The sequence below is a fragment of the Clavibacter michiganensis subsp. insidiosus genome (assembly GCF_002240565.1).
Lineage (GTDB): Bacteria > Actinomycetota > Actinomycetes > Actinomycetales > Microbacteriaceae > Clavibacter > Clavibacter insidiosus.
This window is the reverse complement of sequence record NZ_MZMO01000001.1, coordinates 2,194,983-2,219,856: the sequence shown is the minus strand read 5'-3', so window position 1 is coordinate 2,219,856 and position 24,874 is coordinate 2,194,983. Positions and strand designations below refer to the sequence as shown.

Genomic DNA, 24,874 nt, shown 5'->3' with positions numbered 1-24,874 from the left:
GCTACGACCGGTACTGCAGGATCGCGGCCGGGTCGATGCCCACGACGACCTCGGTGCCGGGAGCCAGCGGCGGCGCGCCCGTCTCGGCGACGAGCGCCTCGACGGCGTCGTCCCCGAGGTCGACCCGGTAGGTGCTGTAGGAGCCGTGGTACTTGCGCTCGGCGACCACGCCGTCGAGGCGCACGCGGCGCGGATCCGCTCCGGCGGCGTCGCGGGCGGCCACCGACACGCGCTCGAGCCGCACGTACGCGCGGCCTGAGGCGTCGAGGTCCGTGGCGCCGGCCTCACGGAGGCGCGCGACCGTCGAGGGGCCGAGCGCGTTGATGGCGCCGACGAAGGTCGCGACGAACTCGGTGGCCGACCGGTCGTAGATGTCCTCCGGCGTGCCGACCTGCTCGATGCGCCCGGCGTCGAAGACCGCGATGCGGTCGCTCATGGTGAGCGCCTCCTCCTGGTCGTGCGTGACGTAGACGGTCGTGATGCCGAGGCGCGACTGCAGGCCCTTCAGCTGGTCGCGCAGCTGCACGCGGAGCTTGGCGTCGAGGTTGGAGAGCGGCTCGTCGAGCAGGAGGATCCGCGGCTCGAGCACGAGCGCCCGCGCGATGGCGACGCGCTGCTGCTGCCCGCCGGAGAGCTCGGCCACGTTCTTGTCGAGCTGGGCCGCGCTCAGCTCGACCTGGTCGGCGATCGCGCGCACGAGGCGGTCGGTCTCGGCCTTGCCGGCCTTCCGGACCGTGAGGCCGAACGCGATGTTCTGCCGCACCGACATGCTCGGGAAGAGCGCGTAGTTCTGGAAGACCATGCCGACGCGGCGCTTCTCGCTGGGGAGGCGCGTGGCGACCTGGCCGTCGATCACGATGTCGCCGCGGCTGGGATCCACGAAGCCGGCGAGCGTCCGGAGCGCGGTCGTCTTGCCGCAGCCGGACGGCCCGAGGAGGGTGAAGAACTCGCCCTCGTGGATCTCGAGGTCGAGCCCGGGGATCGCCACCTGGTCGCCGAAGCGCACCTCGACGTCGTCGAAGCGGATCATCAGGGCAGGTACTCCAGCTCGGTCTTCTCGACCCAGTCGGCGATGTGCTCGCGCACGAAGCCGTAGTCGACGTCCTGCTTGTCGAGCGACTCGATGAGCTCCTTGACGGCCGGGAGCGCCTTCTCGCGTGCCGTCGTGTTGACGGGGTAGCTCGAGAACTTCTCCGCGAACGCCCCCTGCACGTCGGCGCTGCCGAACCAGTCGATGAACGCGCGGGCGCGCTCCTCCTTCTTCGTGCCGGCGATCTCCGCGATCTGCTCGGTGACGAACGGGACGCCGGCCTTCGCCGGGACGATCTCGGTGGCGGTGCCGTACTGCGCGTCGCGCGCCGCGATGCCGCTGGAGGCGAGAGTGCCGAACGCGACCTCGCCTCGGGAGAGGCGGGCGTAGAGGTCGGTGCCCTCGACGGCCGGGGATCCGTTCGCGAAGTAGTCCTTCACGACCTCCCAGCCCTCGTCGCTGATGCCGAGGTCGCCGTCCGGGTCCTCGTAGGGCGCGAGGAGGCCCGCGAGGATGAGCTGCGGGGTCGCCTCGCCGAGCCGCGTGTTCACCTCGTACTTCCCCTCGTACTTCGAGGAGTAGAGGTCGCTGACGTCCTTCGGCACGTCGCCGCCCGAGGTCTGCTTCGCGTCGTGGACGGTGACGATGGCCTGCTCCACGAGCGGCCAGTACGCGCCGTCGGCGGGGTCGCCGGCGGCCTGGTCGACCTCGCCCGACCACGCGGGCGTGTAGGCGGTGATGGCGTCTTCCGCCTTGAGGTTCTCGAAGTACATGTTGTTGAGTCCGAACACCACGTCCCCGACCGGGTTGTTCTTCTCGGCGACGATGCGGTTGGCGAGGTCGGCGCCGCCGAGGCCCACGATCTGGATGTCGAAGCCGGCCTTGGCGGCCTCCGCCGTGACCCAGTCCCCGCGGCCGTCCCCGTTCGAGTTGGTGTAGACGATGAGCGTGTCGCCGGAGGCGGGGGAGACCGCCGGATCCGCGGTGCCGCTGTCGGCGGACGACCCGCATCCGCCGAGGGCGAGACCGGCCGCGACCACGGCGGCGAGCGAGACGGGGAGGCGGCGGGCGCGGTTCTTCATGGTGTCCTCTCGGGGTGAGCACGTCGGTGTGCTCGCGGGCGGTCGCGCCGGACCGGCACGAAGTCCCCAGAGTAGGAGCGGGATCCCCGGCGGCCCGCTCCGGCGGACGCTGTTGGCCCGCTGTTCAGCATAGGGACACGCCGGACGATTCCCCCAGATGAGGAGCACGCCGGTCGGGGCATCTCGCCTGCGCTCACGGGAGCGGGAATACATAGTCCGTGTATGGGATTCGATACCTCATGACCGGACGCACCACCACGGGCACGACCCCGACCCCGATCTCGACGGACGACTAGGAGCGCACCCGCTGGCAGGCCTTATCGGTCTGCGTCGGCGTCGCGGGGCTCACGATCCTCGACCACTCGAAGGTCAACGTCGGGCTCCCGTCGATCGAGGAGTCGCTCGGCGCCGGATCCACCGACCTGCAGCTCATCGTCGTCGGCTACGCGCTCGCCTTCGGCCTGGCCCTCGTCCCCGCCGGCCGCCTCGGCTACATCAAGAGCCGCCGGCCCATGTTCGTGGTCGGCCTCAGCGCGTTCACCATCGCGAGCCTGCTCTGCGCCATCGCGCCGGACGTGAAGACGCTGGTGATCGCGCGGATCCTGCAGGGCGTCGCCGCTGGCATCCAGATGCCGCAGGTGCTCGGCCTCATCCAGCAGCTCTTCCAGGGGGAGGAGCGGGCGCGCGCCTTCGGACTGCTCGGCGCCGTCGTCGGCATCTCCACGGCGTTCGGGCCGACGCTCGGCGGCCTGCTGATCCAGCTCGGCGGCCCGGAGGATGGCTGGCGCCTGCTGTTCTGGATGAACATCCCGCTCGGCATCGTCGCCATCGCGTTCGCGCTCAAGCTGCTGCCGTGGAAGCCGGCGAAGCCCCAGGCGAAGACGGGCCTCGACCCCGTCGGCGTCGTGCTCCTGGCGGTCGCCACGTTCTCGCTCATGCTGCCGTTCGTCCTCACGACGGGCGGGCCCGACGACGACCCGCTCCGGTGGATCTGGCTCGCCGGGGCCGTCGTCGCCGCGGCGCTCTTCGTCGCGAGGGAGCGGCGCTACGAGCGGTCGGGGAAGTCGCCCGTCGTGCACTTCGCGCTCTTCAAGCTGTCCTCGTACCGCAACGGGATCCTCATCGCCACGGCGTACTTCGCCGCGATCCCCGCCGTGTTCCTGCTCACGACGCTGTACCTCCAGCAGGGGCTCGGCCTCGCGCCCGTCTTCGCGGGCATGGTCAGCATCCCGTTCGCGCTGTCGTCGGCCGTCACCGCGTGGATCGGCGGGCGCCTCGTCTCGCGCCTCGGCCGGCAGCTGGTCGTGATCGGCCTCGCGATCGTCGGGGTCGGCATCACGCTGCTGCTCCTCGCCGCCGTCCTCACGCCGCAGGAGGCGACGCCGCGGGCGATGGCCGCGGCCATGCTCGTCGCGGGCGTCGGGGCGGGCTTCGTCATCTCGCCGAACCAGACGCTCACGCTCGCCGAGATCCCCGTGACCGAGGGCGGCGTCGCCGGATCCATGGCGCAGGTCGGCCAGCGCGTCGGCACCGCCGTGGGCGTCGCGGCCGCGTCGGCCACCTTCTTCAGCACGCTCTACGCGGAGGCCACGGGCGGCGGCGACGCGAGCCTCGCCGTCTACCACGACGGGTTCCGGAACGGCTTCCTCGTGACGATCGCGCTGGTCGCGGTCGCCCTCACGCTGGGTCTGGTCGACCTCGGGCAGTGCCGCCGCCGTCGGCAGCAGGCCGCGACCGCCTGAGCGGGCGGCTCGGGGCGCGGCCGGTCCGGCTCAGCGCGCGACGACCGCCAGCACGGTGTCGTGGAGGCGCCCGTTGGTGGCGAGCGCGGATCCGTGCCACGGTCCCGACTCGCCGTCGATCGACGTGAAGCGCCCGCCCGCCTCCTCGATCACGGGGATGAGGGCGGCCATGTCGTAGGGCTTGAGGTCGTGCTCGCCCGCGATGTCGAGGAGTCCTTCGGCGAGCAGCATGTAGGCCCACATGTCGCCGAAGTCGCGGGACCGCCTCACTCGACCGGAGAGGTCGAGCAGCTCGTCGAGCCGATCCGCATCGCGCCAGCGCTGCACGCCGGCGACGCTCATCGAGGCGTCCTCGAGCCGGTCGACGTCCGAGACCCGGATCCGCCGCTCCTGCGAGGTCGTGGCCTGGCCGAGCGTGTCGTCCACGTAGGCACCGAGGCCGGTCGCGCCCCACCAGCGGCGGCCGAGCGCGGGCGCGCTGACGACGCCGACCACGGGGACGCCGTCGACCGCGAGCGCGATGAGGGTGCCCCAGACGGGCACGCCGCGCGCGAAGTTCGAGGTGCCGTCGATGGGATCGACGATCCACTGCCGGGACGACGACCCGGACGTGCCGTACTCCTCGCCCAGCACGCTGTCGTGCGGGCGGCTGTCGGCGATCCCGGCGCGGATGGCCCGCTCGACCGACGTGTCGGCGTCGGTGACCCAGCTGGAGTCGGCCTTGGTCTCGATGGCGAGGTCGGCCGAGCGGAAGCGGTCGAGCGAGATCGCGTCGGCCATGTCGGCCAGCTCCCGCGCGAGCCGCAGGTCGGACGACAGGGAGTGCAGGGGTTCGGAGGCCACGGGGTCGAGCCTAGCGATCGGCCTGGTCGCCCTTCGACGCGTCCGACCGGTTGGCGACGAGGTGCTGGAGGGAGTGCAGGCGCTCGCGCCCGGCGTCCCCGAGCTCGCCCGCCTCGACCCGGTCGACGATCTCCCAGTCGTGCGCCTCCGTGAGCGGGATCCCGCCCGGCGGCTCGCCCTCCGGGAGGTGCGCGTAGCTGGCGAACGAGCGGAGGATGTTCGCCGGGTCCACGTGCCCGAGCCCGAACGAGCGGACGCCCGGGGTGTCGATGATCCAGCCGTGGCCGCCGTCGCTGGTCTCGACGCGCATGGAGACGGTGGAGCTCGACGTGTGGCGGCCGCGCCCGGTGACCTGGTTGACGACGCCCGTGGCGCGCTTCGCGTCCGGCACGAGCGCGTTGACGAGCGTCGACTTCCCGACGCCCGAGTGGCCGACCGCCACGGTCGTGCGATCCGCGAGGAGCGCGCGCAGCTCGTCGAGCGGCACGTCGTCCGAGCGGCTGAGCACGACCGGCACGTCGAGCACGCGGAAGTGGGCGGCGAAGGGCGCGGGGTCGGCGACGTCGGACTTGGTGATGCAGAGGATCGGCTGGATCCCGGCGTCGAACGCGGCCACCAGGTAGCGGTCGACGAGGCGCGCGCGCGGCTCGGGCTCGGCGGCCGCGACGACGATGAGCATCTGGTCGGCGTTGGCGACGATCACGCGCTCGACGGCGTCGGAGTCGTCGGCGCTGCGGCGGAGCAGCGTCCGACGCGGCGCGATGCGCACGATGCGCGACAGGCTGCCCTCGTCGCCCGAGGTGTCGCCCACGATGTCGACGCGGTCGTTCGTGACCACCGCCTTCTTGCCGAGCTCCCGGGCGCGCGTGGCGATGAGCGTGTGCTCGTCCGCGGTGTCCTCGCCCACCAGCACGCCGAAGCGGCCGCGGTCGACCGTGAGCACGCGCCCCTCGACGGAGTCGGTGTGACCGGGCCGCTGCTTGCTGCGCGGCTTGTTGCCCTTCGGGTTCGGCCGCACGCGCACCGAGGACTCGTCGTAGGCGTCCCAGACGCCGTCGTCCTCCTCCGGATCCGCGAGCCAGCTCACAGGAGCCCGCCGAGCCCGCCCGCGGTGCCCGGTCCGGTGATCCCGCCGAGCGCGAGGGGGTCGACGGCGGCGCGCGGCGCGCGGCCGAGCAGCGGGCCGAGCCACAGCTCGGGGAACTCGGGCAGCGTCTTCGCGGTCGTGCCGATGTCGTCGATCTCGACGCCCGGCACGGCCAGGCCGATGATCGCGCCCGCGGTCGCCATGCGGTGGTCCTCGTGGGCGCGCCACGGGCCGCCGTGCAGCGGGGCGGGCTCGATCGCGAGGTCGTCCTCGAGCTCCGTGACGGATCCGCCGAGCCCCGTGATCTCCGCCGCCAGCGCCGCGAGCCGGTCGGTCTCGTGCCCGCGCAGGTGCCCGATGCCCGTGATGCGGCTGGGCCCGTCGGCGAGGGCCGCGAGCGCGACCAGCGCGGGCGCCAGCTCGCCGCCGGTGCTGAGGTCGAGGTCGACGCCGGGGATCCGCCCGCCCGCGGCGAGGCCCGGGCCGCCGTCGACGACGAGCGCGTCGCCCTCGCGCGTGACGGTCGCGCCGAACCGCGGCAGCAGGTGCGCGAGGTCGGCGCCGACCTGCGTCGTCTCCGCGGGCCAGCCGGGGACCTGGACGCGGCCGCCCGCGACGAGGGCGGCGGCGAGGAAGGGCGCGGCGTTGGACAGGTCCGGCTCGATGCGGAGGTCCCGGCCGGCGATGGGGGAGGCCGGCACGATCCAGAGGCCGGGCTCCTGGCTCTCGACCGCGACCCCGCGCTCCGCGAGCGTGCGGATCGTCATCTCGATGTGCGGCATGCTCGGCAGCTTCTGGCCGGTGTGGCGCAGCCGCAGCCCCTGGGCGAACCGGGGCGCGGCGAGCAGGAGGCCGGAGACGAACTGGCTCGAGGCGGATGCGTCGATGGCGATCTCGCCGCCCGGCACCTCCCCGGTGCCGTACAGGCTGAACGGCAGCGTGCGGCGGCCGTCGTCGTTGACGTCGACCCCGAGCGCCCGGAGCGCCTCGATGGTGCCCGACATGGGGCGGCGGCGGGCGCTCGGGTCGCCGTCGAAGGAGACGGGCCCGAGGGCCAGGGCGGCGACGGGCGGGAGGAAGCGCATCACGGTGCCGGCGAGGCCGCACTCGATGGTGATCCCGCCCGCGAGCTCCGCCGGGGTGATCCGCAGGTCGGGCCCGAAGCCTCCGTCGCCGGGGACCTCCTCGATGACGGTGCCGAGCGCGCGCAGCGCCTCCACCATCAGGCGGGTGTCGCGGGAGCGCAGCGGCGCGCGCAGCGTCGAGGGGGAGTCGGCGAGGGCGGACAGCACCAGCTCGCGGTTCGTCAGGCTCTTGGATCCCGGTAGGGGCACGGTCGCGTCCAGCGGCCCGTCCGCCACGGGCGCCGCCCAGGGCCCGTCGTCCGTCGGCACGGGCGCATGGGTCCGGTCGTCGTCGTACGGGCTGAAGGTCGGACCGGAATACCTGAAGATCTCCATGGGTTCATCAGAGTACCGGGCAGACGTCCGGCAGGCCCGGATCCCGGGCCGGGAAGGATCACCCGTGATCACGAGGACAGCACCGGCGGCCCCGTCCGCCGAGCTCGTGCGCGCCGTAGAATCTGCCCTGATGGCCACTTCAGGGAACACCAGTCACGACGCGCCGGCCGAGACCACCGGGGGCGACGCGCCCACCGCATCCGCCGCCCCCGCGGAGCTCGTGGAGGCCGTGGTGCACTCCACCGAGGAGGCCGCCGACCACGAGGAGGCGCGGCGCGCCGAGGTCGAGGAGCCGCGCAAGGCCCAGCCCGGCGACAACCGCGAGCTCTTCGAGGAGCAGGCGCTCCCGTTCATCGACCAGCTGTACGCCGCGGGACTGCGCATGACGCGCAACCCCGCCGACGCGCAGGACCTGGTCCAGGAGACGTTCGTGAAGGCCTACACCGCCTTCCACCAGTTCAAGCAGGGCACGAACCTCAAGGCCTGGCTGTACCGGATCCTCACGAACACCTTCATCAACAACTACCGCAAGAAGCAGCGGGACCCCTACAACGGCACCATCGACGAGCTCGAGGACTGGCAGCTGGGCGGCGCGACGAGCGCCACGGCCACCACCACGCGCTCTGCCGAGGCCGAGGCCATCGACCACCTCCCCGACAGCACCGTCAAGGACGCGCTGCAGTCCATCCCGGAGGACTTCCGCATGGCGGTCTACTTCGCGGACGTGGAGGGCTTCTCCTATCAGGAGATCGCCGACATCATGAAGACCCCCGTGGGCACCGTCATGAGCCGCCTGCACCGCGGCCGCCGGATGCTGCGGAGCCTGCTTTCCGACTACGCGCGCGAGCGGGGCATCTCCACCGCGCACCTCACTGGAGCGACCAAATGAGCGACTGCGGCTGCGACAAGGCCAAGAAAGATCTCGAGGAGTACCTGCACCACGAGCTCGACAAGGCGGATGCCGCCGACATCCGCGAGCACATGGCGAACTGCCCGGACTGCGCGCGCGAGCACCGCGTCGGCGTCGTCCTGCGCGACACCGTGCGCCGCGCCTGCACCGAGGCGGCACCCGAGGACCTGCGCACGCAGGTGATGGAGAAGCTGCGGGCCATCCAGGCCACGCACTGACCGGAGCGGCACGGCTCTCCCGGTAATCTCGGGACGTGACCAACGCGATCCAGTCCCTCGGGACGCCCTCCCCGGACGACCTCACCGTCATCGTCGAACTGCTCCGGCTGCTCGACTACGAGGTGGACGAGGAGCGCGTCGCCGCGCGGCTCTCCCGCATGACCGCCGCCGCCGGCCACGAGACGTGGGTGGTGCGCGACGACGCGGGGGCCATCGCGGGTCTCGCGGGCGGCCACCTCATGTGGGGTCTCGCCGACGACGAGCCCCTGGCGCAGCTGATCATCCTGGTCGTGCGCGAGGGACGCCAGGCGGGCGGCATCGGCTCCGACCTCATCCGCCACTACGAGGCGTGGGCGCGCGAGCATGGCGCGACGCGGTTCCTCGCGACCTCGGCGGCGGCGCGCGACAACGTCACGCGCTTCTACGCCCGCCGCGGCTACCACGCGTCCGGCATCCGCTACTCCAAGCTCGGCTGACCGGCTGACCGGCTGACCGGCAGCGTCACCGCCCGCACGACGAGAGGCCCGATCCCCTGGGGGACCGGGCCTCTCGTCACGTCGGGCGGGAGCCCGGGCGGATCACTCCGCGGTGGCCCGCGCGATCAGGTCCGTCTGCTCGGTCGCGTGCCGCTTGCTCGAGCCGGCGGCGGGCGACGCCGCAGCCGGACGGGAGACGACGCGCACGGCGTGGTCGGGGATGACTCGGCCGAGCTCCACGTGCACGAACGGCCAGGCGCCCTGGTTCTCGGGCTCGTCCTGCACCCACACGACCTCGGCCTCCGGGTACGACTCGACGACGCGGCGCACCTGCTCCTCGGGGAACGGGTAGAACTGCTCGAGCCGCACGAGGGCGATCGAGGTGTCCTGGCGCTTCTCCAGCTCGCCGAGCAGGTCGTAGTGCACCTTGCCGGAGTGGAGCAGCACGCGACGGACGGCGCCGCGGTCCTCGATCCGGACGTCGTCGATCACCGGCTCGAAGCGGCCCGAGGTGAAGGCCTCGACGTCGCTCGTGGCGCCGCGGAGCCGCAGCATGGCCTTCGGCGTGAAGACCACGAGCGGGCGACGGGGCCGGGAGTACGCCTGGCGGCGGAGCAGGTGGAAGTACGACGCGGGCGTCGAGGGACGCGCGACCGTCATGTTCTGCTCGGCGCACAGCTGCAGGAACCGCTCGATGCGCGCGGAGGAGTGGTCGGGACCCTGGCCCTCGTAGCCGTGCGGCAGCAGCAGCACGACGCTCGAGCGCTGGCCCCACTTCTGCTCGGCCGAGGAGATGAACTCGTCGATGATGGTCTGCGCGCCGTTGGCGAAGTCGCCGAACTGGGCCTCCCAGAGGACCAGCGCGTCGGGCCGCTCGACGGAGTAGCCGTACTCGAAGCCCATCGCGGCGTACTCGCTGAGCAGCGTGTCGTAGATCCAGAACCGCGCCTGGCGGTCGCTGAGGTTCGCGAGCGGCAGCCATTCCTGGCCGTTGTCGCGGTCGTGCAGCACCGCGTGGCGCTGGACGAACGTGCCGCGGCGGGAGTCCTGGCCCGCGAGGCGGACGGGGGTGTTCTCCAGCAGGAGCGAGCCGATGGCGAGGAGCTCGCCGAAGGCCCAGTCGATGGATCCGCTCCGGCTCATCTCCAGCCGCTTGCGCATGAGCGCCTGCAGCTTCGGATGCACCGAGAAGCCCTGCGGCGGGTTGTCGTGCGCGTCGCCGACCGCCTGGATCACGGACTCGGACACGCCCGTGGTCTCGGGCTCGCCGTGGCCGTCGTCCTGCTGGGAGTCGGGGCGCTCGAGGTCCGCGACGGCGCCGGCGTCGTCGGTCTGGATGGGGATGGACGAGGTCTGCGCCGCGTGCGTCTCCGCGAAGGCGCGCTCCAGGCGGTCCTGGAAGTCCTTCTGCGCCGCGTCGTACTCCTCCTGCGTGATGTCGCCGCGACCGACGAGCGCCTCCGTGTACAGCTTCCGCACCGAGCGCTTGGCCTCGATGAGGTTGTACATGAGCGGCTGCGTCATCGACGGGTCGTCGCCCTCGTTGTGGCCGCGACGGCGGTAGCAGACGAGGTCGATGACGACGTCCTTCTTGAACTCCTGGCGGAACTCGAAGGCGAGGTGCGCGACGCGCGCCACGGCCTCCGGGTCGTCGCCGTTCACGTGGAAGATCGGCGCCTGGATGCTCTTGGCCACGTCGGTCGAGTACACCGACGAGCGGGACTCGGACGGCGGCGTGGTGAAGCCGACCTGGTTGTTGATGACGATGTGGACCGTGCCGCCCGTGCGGTACGCGCGCAGCTGCGAGAGCTGGAGGGTCTCGAACACCACGCCCTGGCCGGCCATCGAGGCGTCGCCGTGGACGAGGATCGGCAGGACGGAGAACGAGCCGATGGGCTTGCGGTCCTGCTTGGCACGGACGATGCCCTCGAGCACGCCGTTGACGGCCTCGAGGTGCGACGGGTTCGCCGCGAGGTACACCGGCATCTCCTCGCCGTGGACGCCGCGGAATGTGCCCTCGGTGCCGAGGTGGTACTTCACGTCGCCGGATCCCTGGACGGTGCGCGGGTCCTGGGTGCCCTCGAACTCGCGGAAGATCTGGCCATAGCTCTTGCCCGCGATGTTGGTGAGGACGTTGAGGCGGCCGCGGTGGGCCATGCCGATGGCGACCTCGTCGAGGCCATGGTCCGCCGCGCCCTGGAGCAGCGTGTCGAGCAGCGAGATGGTCGACTCGCCGCCCTCGAGGCTGAAGCGCTTCTGCCCGACGTACTTGGTCTGCAGGAACGTCTCGAACGCCTCGGACTCGTTGAGCTTCGAGAGGATGCGCATCTGCTCGTCGTGCGTGGGCTTCGCGTAGGGCTGCTCGACCTTGCCCTGGATCCAGCGGCGCTCGTCGGGCTGCTGGATGTGCATGTACTCGATGCCGATGGTGCGGCAGTACGAGTCGCGCAGGATGCCGAGGACGTCGCGGAGGAGCGCCTGGCGGCGGCCGCCGAAGCCGTCGGTGACGAACTCGCGGTCGAGGTCCCAGAACGTGAGCCCGTGGTTCGTGATCTCGAGGTCCGGGTGCGTGCGCTGTTGGTACTCGAGCGGGTCGATGTCCGCCATGAGGTGCCCGCGGACGCGGTACGCGTTGATGAGCTCCTGCACGCGGCTGGTCTTGGAGACCCGCTCGGAGAGGTCGACGTTGATGTCGGTGGCCCACTGGATCGGGTCGTACGGGATGCGGAGCGCGGCGAAGATGTCCTCGTAGAAGCCGTGCTGGCCGATGAGGCGCTCGTGCACGATCTTGAGGAACTCGCCCGAGCCCGCGCCTTGGATGACGCGGTGGTCGTAGGTGCTCGTGAGCGTGATGGTCTTGCCGATGCCGAGCTCGACGAGCGTCTTGGGGGAGGACCCCTGGAACTCGGCCGGGTACTCGAGGGCGCCGGCGCCGATGATGGCGCCCTGGCCCTTCATCAGGCGCGGGACGGAGTGGACCGTGCCGATGCCGCCGGGGTTCGTGAGCGAGATGGTGGTGCCGGCGAAGTCGCCCGCGGCGAGCTTGTTGCCGCGCGCCTTCTTCACCAGGTCCTCGTACGCGGAGAGGAACTCGCCGAAGGTCATGGCCTCGGCGCCCGTGATGCTCGGGACGAGGAGCGCGCGCGTGCCGTCGGGCTTCGGCATGTCGATCGCGATGCCGAGGTTGATGTGCGCGGGGGAGACGACGCTGGGCTTGCCGTCGACCTCGTCGTAGTGCACGTTCTGGCTCGGGAACTCCTTGAGCGCCTGGATGAGCGCCCAGCCGATGAGGTGCGTGAAGGAGACCTTGCCGCCGCGGGCGCGCTTCAGGTGGTTGTTGATGACGATGCGGTTGTCGATCATCAGCTTCGCCGGGATGGTGCGGACGCTCGTCGCGGTCGGGATGGTGAGCGACGCGTCCATGTTGGTCGCGAGCGACTTGGCCATGCCGCGGAGGGGGGAGACCTCGTCCTCGCCGGGCGGCGTGGGCTCTGCGCCCTTCCTGGCCGGGGCCTTCGCGGGCGCCTGCGCGGGGATCGGCTGCTGCTTCGGGGCGATGCTCGTCGTGCGCGCCGCGGGCTGGGATCCCGTGGCGGGCTGCTGCGCCTGCGCGTCCGGCTGGCCGGCGGACGCGGACGCGGGGGCCGGCGTCGGCGCCGGGGACCCCGTGTTGGTCGTCGCGGGGGAGGAGGTGCTCTCCGCGTCCGGGATCTGCGCCTCGGCGGTCTGGTCGCCGGTGGCCGGCGTCGCCTCGCGGCCCTCGATCACGGTCGTGTGATAGTTCTCGAGGATCGGCCACCAGCTGCGGTCGACCGAGTCCTTGTCGACCACGAACCTCTCGTACATCTCGTCGACGAGCCACTCGTTGGCTCCGAAGTCGCCCGTGGAACCGTCATCGGTCCCCGTACCAGTCACCTGGCTCGACACAGTTGATCGCCCGCTCTCTTGCTGTTGGTCGTCTGCCTCGCGCGGCCCGTTCGCGTGCCGCGCGTCCACGATCACCCAGCCTAAACCTTCCCCCGGTCGGGCCGTCGGGAGCGGCGCGTCGGAAGCCGCGCACGGTCGACGGCCTGGTGCGGCGCGGACGGCGGGGCTACCGTCGGGGCATGAGGTTCACCGGAGAGGCTCCCGCTCACGACCTGACCTACTCGGACGTGTTCCTGAGCCCGGGCCGATCCGACGTCGCGAGCCGGATGGACGTCGACCTCGCGCCGGGCGACGGCACGCCGTGCACCATCCCGGTCGTCGCGAGCAACATGGGGTCGGTCACCGGCCCGCGGCTCGCCGCGGTGCTCGCCCGGCGCGGCGGCATCGGGATCCTGCCGCAGGACCTGCGCCCGCAGGAGCTGGACGCCGCGATCCGCCGGGTCAAGGACCAGCCGGTCGCCTACGACTCGCCGCTCGAGCTGCCGCCGGACGCGACCGCCGGCCAGGCCCGCGAGCTGCTGCCGCCCATCGCCGGCCACGGCATCGTGCTGCGCGACGCGGACGGGGAGATGGTCGGCTGCCTCGAGGGCACGCAGCTCGCCGGCGTCCCCGACGGTACCCGGCTCGGCGACCTCCCGCACGGCGCGCTCGCCTCCCTCGACGCGGACGACGTGCCCACCGGCCGCGCGGCGTTCGAGCTGATGCACGCCGCCGGGATCGACTTCGCGCCCGTGCTGGCCCACGGCCGCCTGGTCGGCACGCTCAGCCGCCGCAGCGCGCTGCGGTCGACCGTCTACGCGCCCGCGCTCGACGGCCACGGACGCCTCGCGGTGGGAGCCGCGGTCGGCGTCAACGGCGACCCCGTCGGCCGCGCCCGCGCTCTGGTGGCCGCGGGTGTGGACGTGCTCGTCCTCGACACCGCGCACGGGCACCAGGAGGCGATGCTCCGGGCGATCCGCGACGTCCGCGCCCTCGACCCGCGCGTGCCGCTCGTCGCCGGCAACGTCGTGACCGCCGAGGGCGCGCGCGACCTCGTCGCGGCGGGCGCCGACATCGTCAAGGTCGGCGTCGGACCCGGCGCGATGTGCACCACGCGCATGATGACCGCGGTCGGCCGGCCGCAGTTCTCCGCCGTGCTCGACACGGCCGCCGCCGCCCGGGCCGCCGGTGCCCTCGTCTGGGCGGACGGGGGAGTGCGGTACCCGCGGGATGTCGCGCTCGCCCTCGCCGCCGGCGCCGCGAGCGTGATGATCGGCTCCTGGTTCGCCGGCACCGTCGAGTCGCCCGGCCGCCTGCTCGTCGAGGACGACGGCGGGCTCGCCAAGGAGAGCTGGGGCATGGCGTCGACGCGCGCCGTGCAGGAGCGGTTCGGCCGGCGTGAGGCGTTCGAGCTCGCCAGGCGCACGCTGTTCGCGGAGGGGATCTCGACCAGCCGCATCCGAATAGACCCGCTCCGCCCCGGCTTGGAGGACCTGCTCGACACGATCACGTCCGGCGTCCGCAGCGCGTTCACGTACGCCGGGGCGCGCACGCGGGCCGAGTTCGCCGAGCGGGCCGCCGTCGGGATCCAGTCCGCCGCGGGCTACGAGGAGGGCAAGCCCCTGCCGGTCGGCTGGTGAGCCCCGGTATGCTCGACGGACGATGGACGACCCCCCTCCTGCTCATAGACCCCCGCCGCGCGCGCCCCTCCGACTGAGGCTGGCCGCGCGCCCGGCGCCCGGGAGCAGCCCCCGTGCATGAACGGCTCCTCCTCGCCGCGGGTCTCCTCCTGACCCTCGGCACCGGCCTCTTCGTGGCCAGCGAGTTCGCGCTCGTCAACCTCGACCGCTCCGACCTCGAGAAGCGCCAGGAGCGCGGCGAGAAGCGGCTCGGCCCGCCCATCCGGGCGCTCCGCATCACCTCGACCCACCTCTCCAGCGCCCAGCTCGGCATCACGCTGACGACGCTCCTCACCGGGTACACGATGGAGCCGGCGCTCAGCCTGTTGCTCGCCGGGCCGCTCACGTCCGCGGGGATGGCCGAGGGGCTCGTCTCCCCGGTGTCCACCGTCGTGGCGCTCGTCGTCGCGACCCTGCTGTCGATGATCGTCGGCGAGCTCGTGCCGAAGAACTTCGCGCTGGCCCTGCCGCGCGAGACGGCCAAGCTCGTCATCCCGTTCCAGACCCTGTTCACCACCGTGTTCAAGCCCGCCGTGCTGCTGCTCAACAACAGCGCGAACGGGATCCTCCGGCTGGTCGGCATCGAGCCCAAGGAGGAGCTGTCCGGCGCCCGGAGCGCGGAGGAGCTGTCCTCGCTCGTCCGCCGCTCCGCGCTCGCCGGGCTCCTCGAGGACGACACGGCGATGCTCCTCAGCCGCACGCTGCGCTTCGCCGACCTCACGGCGTCCGACGTCATGACGCCGCGCCTCCGCGTGAAGTCGGTCGAGCGCACCGACAGCGCGCAGACCGTGATCGAGCTGGCCATGACCACCGGCTACTCGCGCTTCCCCGTCACGGACGACGGCGTCGACGACGTCATCGGCCTCGTGCACGTGAAGCAGGCCGTGGCCGTGCCGCGCGAGAAGCGGGCGCTCGTGCCCGTCACCGCGCTGCAGTCCGAGGCGATCCGCGTGCCCGAGACCATGAAGCTCGACGACCTCCTCGGCGAGCTGCGCGGCCGCGGGTTCCAGATGGCGGTCGTCGTCGACGAGTATGGCGGCACCGCCGGGGTCGCGACGCTCGAGGACCTGGTCGAGGAGCTGGTCGGCGAGCTCGCCGACGAGCACGACCGCACGCGCGCCGGCGTCGTCCGCTCGCGTGACTCGCTCACCTTCCCCGGCATGCTCCGGCCCGACGAGCTCCTCGAGCGCACGGGTCTGCGCATCCCCGACGAGGGACCGTACGAGACCGCGGCGGGCTTCGTCATGAGCGAGCTCGGCCGCCTGCCCGTCGTGGGTGACGAGCTGGAGCTCGAGACCGGCACGCTGCGGGTCGAGCGGCTCGACGGCCGGCGCATCGACCGGATCCGCTTCACGCCCGTCCCGGAGCCCGTCGCCACCGCGGTGGGCACCACGCGCGCCGAGCGCCAGGCGGACCGCCAGGCCGAGCGGCAGGCCGACCGCGAGGCCGGACGACAGGCGGACGCGGAACGCGCCGCCAGCAGGAAGGAGCCGTCCCGTGGGTGAGTACGCCGGGGGGATCATCGCGCTCGTCGTGCTGCTCGCCGTCAACGCCTTCTTCGTCGGCGCCGAGTTCGCGGTCATCTCCGCGAAGCGGTCGCAGATCGAGCCGCGCGCGGAGGAGGGGAGCCGCGCCGCCCGCATCACGCTCTTCGCGATGGAGCACGCGACGCTCATGCTCGCGACCACGCAGCTCGGCATCACCGTGTGCTCGCTGCTGATCCTCAACGTGTCCGAGCCCGCGATCCACCACCTGCTGGAGATCCCGCTGGGCGCCACCGGGCTGCCGGAGGAGGCGATCTCCACGATCGCGTTCGTCATCGCGCTGCTCATCGTGTCGTTCCTGCACGTGGTGCTCGGCGAGATGGTGCCGAAGAACATCTCGTTCTCCGTGCCGGACCGGGCGGCGCTGCTGCTCGCGCCGCCGCTCGTCGGGATCGCCCGCGTCGTGAAGCCCCTCATCGTGGCCCTCAACGCGATCTCCAACGCCGTGCTCCGCCTGGCCAAGGTCGAGCCGAAGGACGAGGCCGCGAGCGCGTTCACGCTCGACGAGGTGCAGGGCATCGTCGACCAGTCGACGCGCGAGGGTCTCCTGGAGGACCGGACGGGCGCGCTCACCGCGGCGTTCGAGTTCACGGGCAAGAAGGTGCAGGACATCGCGATCCCGCTGGGCACCCTGGTCAGCCTCCCCGAGACCGCGTCGCCGTCCGAGGTCGAGCGCGCCGTCGCGCGGCACGGCTTCTCGCGGTACGTGATCGTCGACGAGGCGGGGGAGCCGACCGGCTACCTGCACCTCAAGGACGTCATCGACCTCGACGAGGCGGACGAGTTCGTGCGTCCGGTGCCGGCCAAGCGGATCCGCCAGCTGGTGTCGGTCTTCGAGGGCACCGAGCTGGAGGACGCCCTCGCGATGATGCGCCGCTCCGGCGCCCACCTCGCCCGCGCCTTCACGGAGGCCGGCGAGACGACGGGCGTGCTGTTCCTCGAGGACATCATCGAGGAGCTCGTCGGCGAGGTGCAGGACGCCACCCGACGGGTCTGACCCCGTCCACGACGACGGCCCGGCACCCCAGGGGGATGCCGGGCCGTCGTCGTCGGGCTCGGAGGATCAGGCCGCCCAGCGCGCGCGGTCGTACTGCTTGGGCCAGTAGTCGATCTCGACGCCCAGCTCGTGCGCGGCCCGCAGCGCGAAGTGCGGGTCGCGGAGCATCTCGCGGCCGAGCATCACGGCGTCCGCGCGGCCCTCGGCGACGACGGCCTCGGCCTGCGCGGGCTCGGTGATGAGGCCCACGGCGTTGAGCGCCACCTTCGCGTGCTCCTTCACGTACTCGGCGAAGGGCACCTGGTAGCCGGGCGCGACGGGGATCGTGACGCCCGTAGTGTTCCCGCCCGTGGAGATGTCGAAGAAGTCGGCGCCGTGCTCGGCGGCCCACCCGGCGACGGTCGCGGTCTGCTGCTCGTCCCAGCCGGCGTCGCCCGCCCAGTCGGTGGCGGAGAAGCGGACCAGCAGCGGCACGTCGGGGACCTCGGCGCGCACGGCGTCGATCACCTGGAGCAGGAGGCGCGCCCGGTTCTCGAGGCTGCCGCCGAACTCATCGTCGCGGTGGTTGCTGAGGGGGGAGAGGAACTGGTGCAGGAGGTAGCCGTGCGCGGCGTGGAGCTCCAGCACGTCGAAGCCGGCGTCGACCGAGCGGCGGGCGGCGGCGGCGAAGTCGTCGACGACCTTGCGGATCCCGTGGGCGTCGAGCGCGACGGGCGTGCCGTAGCCGGGGAACGGCTCGGCGGACGGGGCGACGGTCTCCCAGCCGCCCTCCTCAGCGGGCATCGTGCCGCGGCCGGAGAACGAGTAGGTGGAGGCCTTGCGACCCGCGTGCGCGAGCTGGATCGCGGCGACCGCGCCCATCGAGTGGATGAAGTCGACGATCGGCGCCCACGCGTCGCGCTGCGCGTCGTCCCAGATGCCGGTGTCCTCGGGCGTGATGCGCGCCTCGGGGCTCACGCCCGTGGCCTCCGCCATCACGAGCCCCGCGCCGCCGCGCGCGAACGAGCCGAGGTGCGCGAGGTGCCAGGCGCCCGGGACGCCGTCGCGCGCGTCGATGCTGTACTGGCACATCGGAGCGACCCAGATGCGGTTGCGGGCGGTGACGCCGCGGACGGTGATCGGCTCGAAGAGCGGGGACGTGGTCATGGGGATCCTTCCAGGCAGGCGGCCGGGGCTCCGGGGAGGCGCGGCGCGCGGGGACGGGCGGAGGGCGTCGTCGGCCTCATGGACCCAAGGCCCCGCACGGCCGCGGCATTCCCGCGCGCCTATCGTGAGGGCATGAGCGACGCGCACGACGACCACGCACCCGACGGCTGGATCCGGCAGGACGCCGAGCGCACCCGCCGGGCGATCCGCCTCCCGCGGGACGACGACGACAAGTACACGCGCGGCGTGCTCGGCGTGCGGACCGGCTCCGACCGCTACCCGGGCGCCGCGGTCCTCGGCGTCGAGGCGGCCGCGCGCACGGGCGTCGGCATGATCCGCTACCTCGGCCCCGCGGGCGCGTCCGCCTCCGTGCTCGGCCGCCGCCCCGAGGTCGTCACGGCGGACGGCCGCGTGCAGGCGTGGCTCGTCGGATCCGGCATGGACCAGGCGCACCGCGACGCCGCCGCGACCGACGCGATCGTCGCCGCTCTCGAGCAGGGCCTGCCCGCGGTCATCGACGCGGGCGCGCTCGACCTCGTCGGCCGGGCGACGGGCCCGGTGGTGGTCACGCCCCACTTCCGCGAGCTGTCGCGGCTGCTCGACGGCACCGGGATCCGGGCATCGGCGGAGGAGATCGCGGAGGACGCGCCGGGCTGGGCCGAGCGGGCGTCGCGGGAGCTCGGCCTGTGCGTGCTGCTCAAGGGCGCGACCACCTTCGTGGTCGGCGGGTCCGCGCGCATCGCGGTGCGCGCCGGGACCCCGTGGCTCGCGACGGCGGGCTCGGGCGACGTCCTGGGCGGCGCGCTCGGCGCGCTGGTCGCGGGCGGGTCGACGCGCATCGCCGAGGCGCCGGATCCCCTCGCGGCCCTCGCCGAGGTCGCCGCGGCCGCCGCGTGGCTGCACGGCCGCGCGGGCGACCTCGCATCCGGCGGCGGACCGATCACGGCCCTCGACGTCGCCGAGGCGATGCCGAGGGCCGTGCGGGAGACGCTGTCGGGATCCGGCGGCTAGGCCTTCGCCACGTCGAGCGAGAACTCGACGGAGCCGTGGTCCTCGACCGTCACGAAGCCGAGGCTCGGCGCCTGCACGCCGAAGTCCTGGAACGTGATCGGGATGGAGCCGACGATCTGCCCGCCGTCGGACGTGAAGCTCGCCTGCATCTGCGCGGTCACGCTCTTCGTCACGCCGTGCAGGGTCAGGTCGCCGGTCACGTCGTACGTCGCCGGGACGCCCGCCTCGACGCCGTCGGCGGCGATCGGCTGGGTGAGCGTGAAGGTCGCGGTCGGGAAGTCGCCCGTCTTCATGGCCTCGTTCTGGAAGTACGCGTCGCGCGGCGGCTGGTCGGTGTGGATCTTGGTCACGTCCACCGTCATCGTGCCCTTCGTGACCTGGGATCCGGCGACCGTGATGTCGCCCGTGACGGCGTCCGTCCGTCCGTTGACGGTGACGGGCGTGCCGTTGAGCATTTCGTCGACGCGGTAGCCGGCGTAGGAGGACCCGCCGACCGCCCAGTCCCCGGAGAGGTCGCCGAGCGCGCCACCGGCCGCCGGCGTCGACGCCAGGGTGGGGGCGGCGTCGGGCGTGCCCGCCAGCTGCTTGTAGATGGGGCCGCCGAACGCCGCGAAGGCGCCGACGAGGACGACCACGCCGCCCGCGACCCCGATGGTGATCTTCGTCTTCTTGTCCATGGCGCTGCTCCTCCGTGCGATGCGGGCGGGCGCTGCGCCCCACCCGTTCTGTGAACTTTCAAGTACTCGGGGAGTCTCGCGGGAGGCCGGCCCCGGCGTCGGCCTCCGTCCACAGGCTGCGTCGCCGTCGGTACTGTGATCCCACAGCCGGACGCCGGCCGGGCACCCGCCCGGACCACCGCCGCCGTCGACACCCGGGGGTCCCCATGCTCGTCGCCTTCTCCGTCGCACCCAGCGGGGGCGACGCGCCCGACGCCTCCGTGCACGACGCCGTGGCCGCCGCGGTCGCCGTGGTCCGCGCATCGGGCCTGCCGAATCGCACCGACGCCATGTTCACCACCATCGAGGGTGACTGGGACGAGGTCTTCGACGTCGTCCGCCGGGCGACCGAGGCCGTCGCGCCCTTCGGCACGCGCGTCTCGCTCGTGCTCAAGGCGGACATCCGCCCCGGCTACGAGGGCGAGCTGACGGGCAAGCTCGACCGCCTGGAGCGGGCGCTCGAGGCGCGCGGCACCGACGCCTGACACCGGAGGACGACGCCGGACGAGATCCCGACCGCCGGTAGGCTCGTCGGGTGAATCCCCCCTCCTCCGGGCGGGCGACCCTGTCGCCGGCCCGCGTCCGCATCGCCCTGCTCGCCCTCGCGATGGGCGGGTTCGCCATCGGCACCACCGAGTTCGTCGCCATGGGGCTGCTGCCGCAGCTCGCGGCGGATCTGCTGCCCGACGTGGCCGCGCGCTCGACCGAGGCCGCCAACGCGCAGGCGGGCACGCTCATCAGCGCCTACGCCCTCGGCGTCGTGGTGGGCGCGCCGACCATCGCCGCGGCCTCGGCCCGGGCGCCCCGGCGGAAGCTCCTGCTCTGGCTGCTCCTCGCCTTCACGCTCGGGACGGTGCTCAGCGCGATCCTCCCGAGCTTCGGCCTCGTCGTCGTGGCCCGCTTCGTCGCGGGCCTGCCGCACGGCGCCTACTTCGGCATCGCGTCACTGGTCGCGGCGCAGCTGATGGGGGAGGGCAAGAGGGCCCGGGGAGTCGCCTTCGTGCTCGCGGGGCTCACCATCGCCAACGTCATCGGCGTGCCCATCGTCACGTGGATCGGGCAGAACGCCGGCTGGCGCGTCGCCTACCTCGTGGTCGCCGCGATCTTCGCCGCCACCTTCCTGGCCGTGTTCCTCGCCGTACCGGCGCAGGACGGCAACCCCGAGGCCACGCTCCGACGCGAGCTCCGCGCGTTCACGCGGCTGCAGGTCTGGCTCGCGCTCCTCATCGGCGCGATCGGCTTCGGCGGCTTCTTCGCCGTCTACACGTTCGTGTCGCCCATGGTCACGGAGGTGACGGGGCTGCCCGAGTGGTCGGTGCCGCTCGCGCTCGTGGTCGTGGGACTCGGCATGACGGTCGGCAACCTCGCGGGCGGCTGGTGGGCGGACCGCGACGTGAAGGCGGCGCTGCTCTCGCTCTTCGGGCTGCTGATCGCGTCGCTCGTGGGCCTCGTGCTCACCGCGTCGAACCCGGTGGGCCTGTTCGCCTTCCTGTTCCTCATCGGCGGGTCGGCGGCGGCGCTGTCGCCCGGGATCCAGATCCGGCTGATGGACGTGGCGCACGACTCGCAGTCCATCGCCGCCGCGCTCAACCACTCCGCGCTCAACACGGGCAACGCGGTCGGCGCGGCGCTCGGCGGCGTGACGGTCTCGGCGGGGCTCGGCTACACGTCGCCCGCGCTCGTGGGCGTCGGGCTCAGCGTGGCGGGCCTCCTCATCGCGCTGGCGAGCTTCGGCCTCGACCGGCACCGACGCGCATCCCGCCGGGCGGCGGACGGCGGACGGCCCACCACCCAGCCGATCGCGCTCGGCGGCTGAGCGGCGGGCGGGTCCGCCGGCCCGCCCGGGCTACTCGCCCTGGAGCAGGATGCCGTCCTGGATCGCGCGCTTCCGCAGCGCCACCTTCGTGCCGACGTCGAAGCCCGCGACGCGATACTTCTCGCGGATCCGCTTGAGGTACGACTTCGCCGTCTCCTCGGAGATGCCGAGGCTGTACGCCACCGATTTGACGGGCTCGCCGCCGCCGTAGAGCGCCATGACCCGGCGCTCCTGCGCGCTGAGCTTCGGCACGCCGCCGACGTCGGTGCTGTTGATGGCGAGGTCCAGCTCGGCGGAGATGTACGACTGGCCGTCGGCCGCGAGGCGGATCGCGTCGACGATCATGCTCGCGTCCTCGCTCTTCACGAGGTAGCCGAGGGCGCCGGAGGCGAGCGCCTCGCGCACGACGTTCGGCTCCGAGTACGTGCTCATGAGCACGGTCTTGACGCCGGTGGTCTTGAGCGTGGCGATCTTCAGCGAGATCGGCAGGTTGTCCTTGAGGTCGAGGTCGAGGAGCACGACGTCGACGGGGAACCGCGGATGCGTCAGCAGATCGGGCCAGGTGGACACGGCGGCGACCATCTCGATGTCGGACGCGGCGTTGCGGATCCACTCGGTCAGGGCCCCGAGCAGCATCCTGTGGTCGTCCACGATGGCGAGGGTGATCGGTCGGTTCTCAGCTGACACGTGCTCTCCGGTCCTTGTGCGGGGCCCTCACCGGTCGGCGGGGTTGTCCACTACGCAGTCGATGGTGATGAGGAGGCTCGGACCGCGGGTGCTCTCGGTGTGCGTGCCGACCTTGTCGATAGCATCCCACGTCGAGGGATCCAGCCGCGTGCGCGGGAGCCCGGTCGTCGTGACGACGATGGGCGCGGCGGAGCGGCACGGGCTGCGCGCCGGGCGGCCGTCCGCGGAGCGGTCCGAGCGCGAGCTGCACCGAGACCTCGGGCACGCCGTTGCGCCGCTCGGTGGACGTGAGCAGCAGCCAGACCGCCGACAGCAGCCCGTCGCGCTGGCGGCGGTCGAGGAGTCCCGCGAGGGCGCTCGGGTCGCTCAGGGTCACGTCCGGTCCGAGGAACTCCGACTCCGTGATGGCGTGGTGCAGCCAGGTCTCGCGACGGCCCTCGATGAGGTGCAACCGCAGCTCGGTGGCGAGCGAGGCGGCCGTCGAGGCGGCGAGGGGCGACAGCGGGAGCGGCTCGCGCGCGTTCGCCACGTCGTCGAGGAGCTGCTCGGCTGTGAGGTCGAGGCGCGCCAGCTCCTCGGACGCCATCATGCCGACGGCGTAGCGCGGCGCGGAGACGGTGCTCTGCACGAGCACGCGGTCGAGCTCCATCTCGGTCAGGCGGCGGAAGCCGCGGACGACCGTCACCCCGAACGCCGCGGGCACGACGGCGCGGGCGATGGCGGAGATCTCGGGCGCGAGGTCGGCGGGTCGCACGGGATCCGAGAACAGGAACACGGCGAAGAGCACCACGCCGAGGGCGACGTCGACCGCCAGCACCTCGCGGGCCGGTCGGTAGGTGACGGTCGTGAGGAGCGCACCTCCGGCGGCGATGCCCGCCGTGGCGTGCTGCATCACGTCGCCGAGGGGCCAGACCGCCACCAGGTCGAGCGCGACGACGATGCCCAGCCCGCCGACGAAGACCGCCATGAGCGGGCCGGGCATCCGGTCGCGGAGGGCGCGGATCGCGACCACGACGGCGGCGAGGAGGGCGACCAGGAGGATCCACGCGGTCGCCGTGAGCCCGGGCGACGGCATGATCCGGTAGTCGAGCGCGAAGCGGACGAGGCCGTACCCCATGGCGATGGCGCAGACGACCGCGGATCCCGCACCCATGTACCCGAGGCCGATGGACGTCGCCTGCGCCGGCGCGCCCGCGGGCAGGCGGATCCGATGGCTCGTGCGCGGGGGCGCGCCGTCCGCGCGGACGCTCACTTCGGCACCTCGAGGACGACCGTCGTCCCGGACCCGGGGGAGGAGAACAGCCGGGCGTTGCCGCCCACGTCGGTGAGGCGCGCGACGACCGACTCCTTGAAGCCGAGCTTCGCCTGGTCCACGTGCGCGAGGTCGAAGCCGACGCCGGCGTCGGTGACCATGGCGCGGACGGTGGTGTCGTCGTCGGTGATGGTGACGTGCGCCTCGGTGACGCCCGCGTGCCGTCGCACGTTCTCCAGGCACTCCGCGAGCGAGAGGAGGAAGGCGTCGAGGATGTCGCTCGGCAGCAGGACCTGACCGGTGCCGTGCCAGCTCACCTCGAGGCCCATCCGCCCGAAGCGCTGCTTGACCGACTCCAGCGTGTTGCCGAGCACCGACTGCTCCACGGGCTCCAGCGTGTAGCCGCCCGACGCCTGGGGGGTGGGGTTCGCGCCCAGGCGGAGCTGCCGGAGGAGGCGCGCGTCGTCGGCCGCCTGCTGGCGCATGGCCTGCGGCGTGACGCCGACGCCGGAGTGCGCGAGGAGGGTGAGGGTGGCCAGCACGGTGTCGTGCAGGAGCCGCGCGCCCTGGCGTCGCTGGGCCTCGAGCTCGCTCGCCATGCGCTCGGCGCGGTGGGCGCGTCCGATGTCGGTGATGCGGCGGCCGACCCGGTGCACGGCGACGCTCAGCCAGTAGCCGAGGATCCCGGCGAGCATCCAGCCGAACACGTGCACGAGCACGACGTAGGGGAAGGCGGCGGTGGACCAGGAGGCGCCGACGGCGACGACACTAGTGAGCACGAAGGCGGTCGCCACGACGCGGAGCCTCCGCGGTCGGACGGTCTCCAGGAGGGCGAGCGACCCGACGGCGCCCACCGAGATGTGGGTGAGCGCGGTGAGCGACGACGCGGAGCGCCCGCCGAGCTGCGCGACGACCATGGCCGCGATGCCGGCGACGAGCACCACGACCATCCACCTGACGCGCGCGTCGGTCCCGATCCGCCACTGGGCGACGGCGAGCACGGCCAGGAGCGCGACGCTTCCCGCCGCGGCGGGCACGGGGATCTCGCCCGGCAGCAGGATGCACGCGGCGGCGACCACGGTGAAGCTGAGGCCGTAGACGCGTGCTGTCCGCTGCAGCAGGCGCTCGCGTTCGCGCTTCATGCGATCCATCGGGTCCCCGCTCGGAGTGCGCCGACGCCGGTGGCGTGCGCTCGGTGTGCCTCCGATCCTAGGCGCGTCCGTCACGCGCTTGGCACGCCGACGTCACCGCGCGGGACGATTGTCCACATGT

At 72.8% G+C, this 24,874-nt stretch carries 21 protein-coding genes; 10 read left to right on the top strand and 11 right to left on the bottom strand.

Annotation, left to right across the window (positions count from 1 at the left end):
* Window position 1: 1 nt before the first annotated feature.
* A complete protein-coding gene (locus B5P21_RS10735) occupies window positions 2-1,030 on the bottom strand; it encodes an ABC transporter ATP-binding protein (protein ID WP_045527432.1) in 1,029 nt (342 codons plus the stop codon).
* Window positions 1,030-2,112 (bottom strand): extracellular solute-binding protein, encoded by a 1,083-nt coding sequence (locus B5P21_RS10730; protein ID WP_094171131.1) that lies wholly within the window; start codon window positions 2,110-2,112, stop codon window positions 1,030-1,032. Before B5P21_RS10730 ends, B5P21_RS10735 begins: the two co-directional genes overlap by 1 nt.
* 350 nt (window positions 2,113-2,462) lie before the next feature.
* Between B5P21_RS10730 and B5P21_RS10725 the strand changes: the two genes are divergently transcribed.
* Window positions 2,463-3,854: an MFS transporter gene (locus tag B5P21_RS10725; RefSeq protein WP_246865324.1), complete on the top strand. Its 1,392-nt coding sequence runs from the start codon at window positions 2,463-2,465 to the stop codon at window positions 3,852-3,854.
* 30 nt (window positions 3,855-3,884) lie between these two features.
* Here B5P21_RS10725 and B5P21_RS10720 read toward each other — a convergent pair whose 3' ends face one another.
* Genes B5P21_RS10720 through aroA form a run of 3 tightly spaced genes read right to left on the bottom strand, consistent with a single transcriptional unit; the run spans window position 3,885 to window position 7,244 of the window.
* A complete protein-coding gene (locus B5P21_RS10720) occupies window positions 3,885-4,697 on the bottom strand; it encodes an inositol monophosphatase family protein (RefSeq protein WP_045527436.1) in 813 nt (270 codons plus the stop codon).
* A gap of 10 nt (window positions 4,698-4,707) precedes the next feature.
* On the bottom strand, window positions 4,708-5,784 hold the full coding sequence (gene rsgA, locus B5P21_RS10715; protein ID WP_094171130.1) for a ribosome small subunit-dependent GTPase A: 1,077 nt from the start codon (window positions 5,782-5,784) through the stop codon (window positions 4,708-4,710).
* Window positions 5,781-7,244: a 3-phosphoshikimate 1-carboxyvinyltransferase gene (gene aroA, locus B5P21_RS10710; RefSeq protein ID WP_094171129.1), complete on the bottom strand. Its 1,464-nt coding sequence runs from the start codon at window positions 7,242-7,244 to the stop codon at window positions 5,781-5,783. The genes rsgA and aroA overlap by 4 nt, the downstream gene beginning before the upstream one ends.
* A 130-nt stretch (window positions 7,245-7,374) precedes the next feature.
* On the opposite strand from aroA, the gene B5P21_RS10705 reads away from it, so the two are divergent.
* From B5P21_RS10705 to B5P21_RS10695, 3 genes are read left to right on the top strand one after another with little or no spacing between them, the layout of a single operon-like run.
* Window positions 7,375-8,133: a sigma-70 family RNA polymerase sigma factor gene (locus tag B5P21_RS10705; RefSeq protein WP_281631005.1), complete on the top strand. Its 759-nt coding sequence runs from the start codon at window positions 7,375-7,377 to the stop codon at window positions 8,131-8,133.
* Window positions 8,130-8,372 carry a mycothiol system anti-sigma-R factor gene (gene rsrA / locus B5P21_RS10700; RefSeq protein WP_015490009.1) on the top strand — a complete coding sequence of 81 codons (243 nt, stop codon included), beginning with the start codon at window positions 8,130-8,132 and terminating at the stop codon, window positions 8,370-8,372. Before B5P21_RS10705 ends, rsrA begins: the two co-directional genes overlap by 4 nt.
* A gap of 35 nt (window positions 8,373-8,407) precedes the next feature.
* Window positions 8,408-8,848 carry a GNAT family N-acetyltransferase gene (locus tag B5P21_RS10695; protein WP_045527441.1) on the top strand — a complete coding sequence of 147 codons (441 nt, stop codon included), beginning with the start codon at window positions 8,408-8,410 and terminating at the stop codon, window positions 8,846-8,848.
* Window positions 8,849-8,950: 102 nt separating this feature from the next.
* Here the strand turns inward: B5P21_RS10695 and B5P21_RS10690 are convergent, their stop codons facing one another.
* Window positions 8,951-12,775 (bottom strand): multifunctional oxoglutarate decarboxylase/oxoglutarate dehydrogenase thiamine pyrophosphate-binding subunit/dihydrolipoyllysine-residue succinyltransferase subunit, encoded by a 3,825-nt coding sequence (locus B5P21_RS10690; RefSeq protein ID WP_094171128.1) that lies wholly within the window; start codon window positions 12,773-12,775, stop codon window positions 8,951-8,953.
* A 179-nt stretch (window positions 12,776-12,954) separates the two neighbouring features.
* On the opposite strand from B5P21_RS10690, the gene guaB1 reads away from it, so the two are divergent.
* From guaB1 to B5P21_RS10675, 3 genes are all read left to right on the top strand, one after another.
* Window positions 12,955-14,394 carry a GMP reductase gene (gene guaB1 / locus B5P21_RS10685; RefSeq protein WP_045527445.1) on the top strand — a complete coding sequence of 480 codons (1,440 nt, stop codon included), beginning with the start codon at window positions 12,955-12,957 and terminating at the stop codon, window positions 14,392-14,394.
* 113 nt (window positions 14,395-14,507) lie between these two features.
* Complete coding sequence (locus B5P21_RS10680) at window positions 14,508-15,938, top strand: hemolysin family protein (RefSeq protein WP_094171127.1); 1,431 nt, start codon at window positions 14,508-14,510, stop codon at window positions 15,936-15,938.
* Window positions 15,931-16,974 carry a hemolysin family protein gene (locus tag B5P21_RS10675; protein WP_045527448.1) on the top strand — a complete coding sequence of 348 codons (1,044 nt, stop codon included), beginning with the start codon at window positions 15,931-15,933 and terminating at the stop codon, window positions 16,972-16,974. The genes B5P21_RS10680 and B5P21_RS10675 overlap by 8 nt, the downstream gene beginning before the upstream one ends.
* A gap of 66 nt (window positions 16,975-17,040) precedes the next feature.
* Here B5P21_RS10675 and B5P21_RS10670 read toward each other — a convergent pair whose 3' ends face one another.
* Complete coding sequence (locus B5P21_RS10670) at window positions 17,041-18,120, bottom strand: NADH:flavin oxidoreductase/NADH oxidase (RefSeq protein WP_045527449.1); 1,080 nt, start codon at window positions 18,118-18,120, stop codon at window positions 17,041-17,043.
* Window positions 18,121-18,252: 132 nt separating this feature from the next.
* Here B5P21_RS10670 and B5P21_RS10665 point away from each other — a divergent pair, with 132 nt between their 5' ends.
* Complete coding sequence (locus B5P21_RS10665) at window positions 18,253-19,131, top strand: ADP-dependent NAD(P)H-hydrate dehydratase (RefSeq protein WP_373455967.1); 879 nt, start codon at window positions 18,253-18,255, stop codon at window positions 19,129-19,131.
* On the opposite strand, the gene B5P21_RS10660 is transcribed toward B5P21_RS10665, so the two are convergent.
* The gene (locus B5P21_RS10660; RefSeq protein WP_094171126.1) at window positions 19,128-19,808 is read right to left on the bottom strand and encodes a YceI family protein; all 681 of its coding nucleotides are present in this window, start codon (window positions 19,806-19,808) and stop codon (window positions 19,128-19,130) included. The two genes, B5P21_RS10665 and B5P21_RS10660, sit on opposite strands and share 4 nt — an antisense overlap.
* 206 nt (window positions 19,809-20,014) lie before the next feature.
* Between B5P21_RS10660 and B5P21_RS10655 the strand changes: the two genes are divergently transcribed.
* Window positions 20,015-20,332: a thiamine-binding protein gene (locus B5P21_RS10655; RefSeq protein ID WP_045527451.1), complete on the top strand. Its 318-nt coding sequence runs from the start codon at window positions 20,015-20,017 to the stop codon at window positions 20,330-20,332.
* Between the two features lie 50 nt (window positions 20,333-20,382).
* A complete protein-coding gene (locus B5P21_RS10650) occupies window positions 20,383-21,663 on the top strand; it encodes an MFS transporter (protein WP_094171125.1) in 1,281 nt (426 codons plus the stop codon).
* A gap of 30 nt (window positions 21,664-21,693) precedes the next feature.
* Here B5P21_RS10650 and B5P21_RS10645 read toward each other — a convergent pair whose 3' ends face one another.
* Genes B5P21_RS10645 through B5P21_RS10635 form a run of 3 tightly spaced genes read right to left on the bottom strand, consistent with a single transcriptional unit; the run spans window position 21,694 to window position 24,753 of the window.
* Window positions 21,694-22,350 carry a response regulator transcription factor gene (locus tag B5P21_RS10645; RefSeq protein ID WP_012038017.1) on the bottom strand — a complete coding sequence of 219 codons (657 nt, stop codon included), beginning with the start codon at window positions 22,348-22,350 and terminating at the stop codon, window positions 21,694-21,696.
* Window positions 22,340-23,602 (bottom strand): hypothetical protein, encoded by a 1,263-nt coding sequence (locus tag B5P21_RS10640; protein WP_246865275.1) that lies wholly within the window; start codon window positions 23,600-23,602, stop codon window positions 22,340-22,342. The genes B5P21_RS10645 and B5P21_RS10640 overlap by 11 nt, the downstream gene beginning before the upstream one ends.
* Window positions 23,599-24,753 (bottom strand): sensor histidine kinase, encoded by a 1,155-nt coding sequence (locus tag B5P21_RS10635; RefSeq protein ID WP_045527457.1) that lies wholly within the window; start codon window positions 24,751-24,753, stop codon window positions 23,599-23,601. The genes B5P21_RS10640 and B5P21_RS10635 overlap by 4 nt, the downstream gene beginning before the upstream one ends.
* Between the last annotated feature and the right edge of the window lie 121 nt (window positions 24,754-24,874).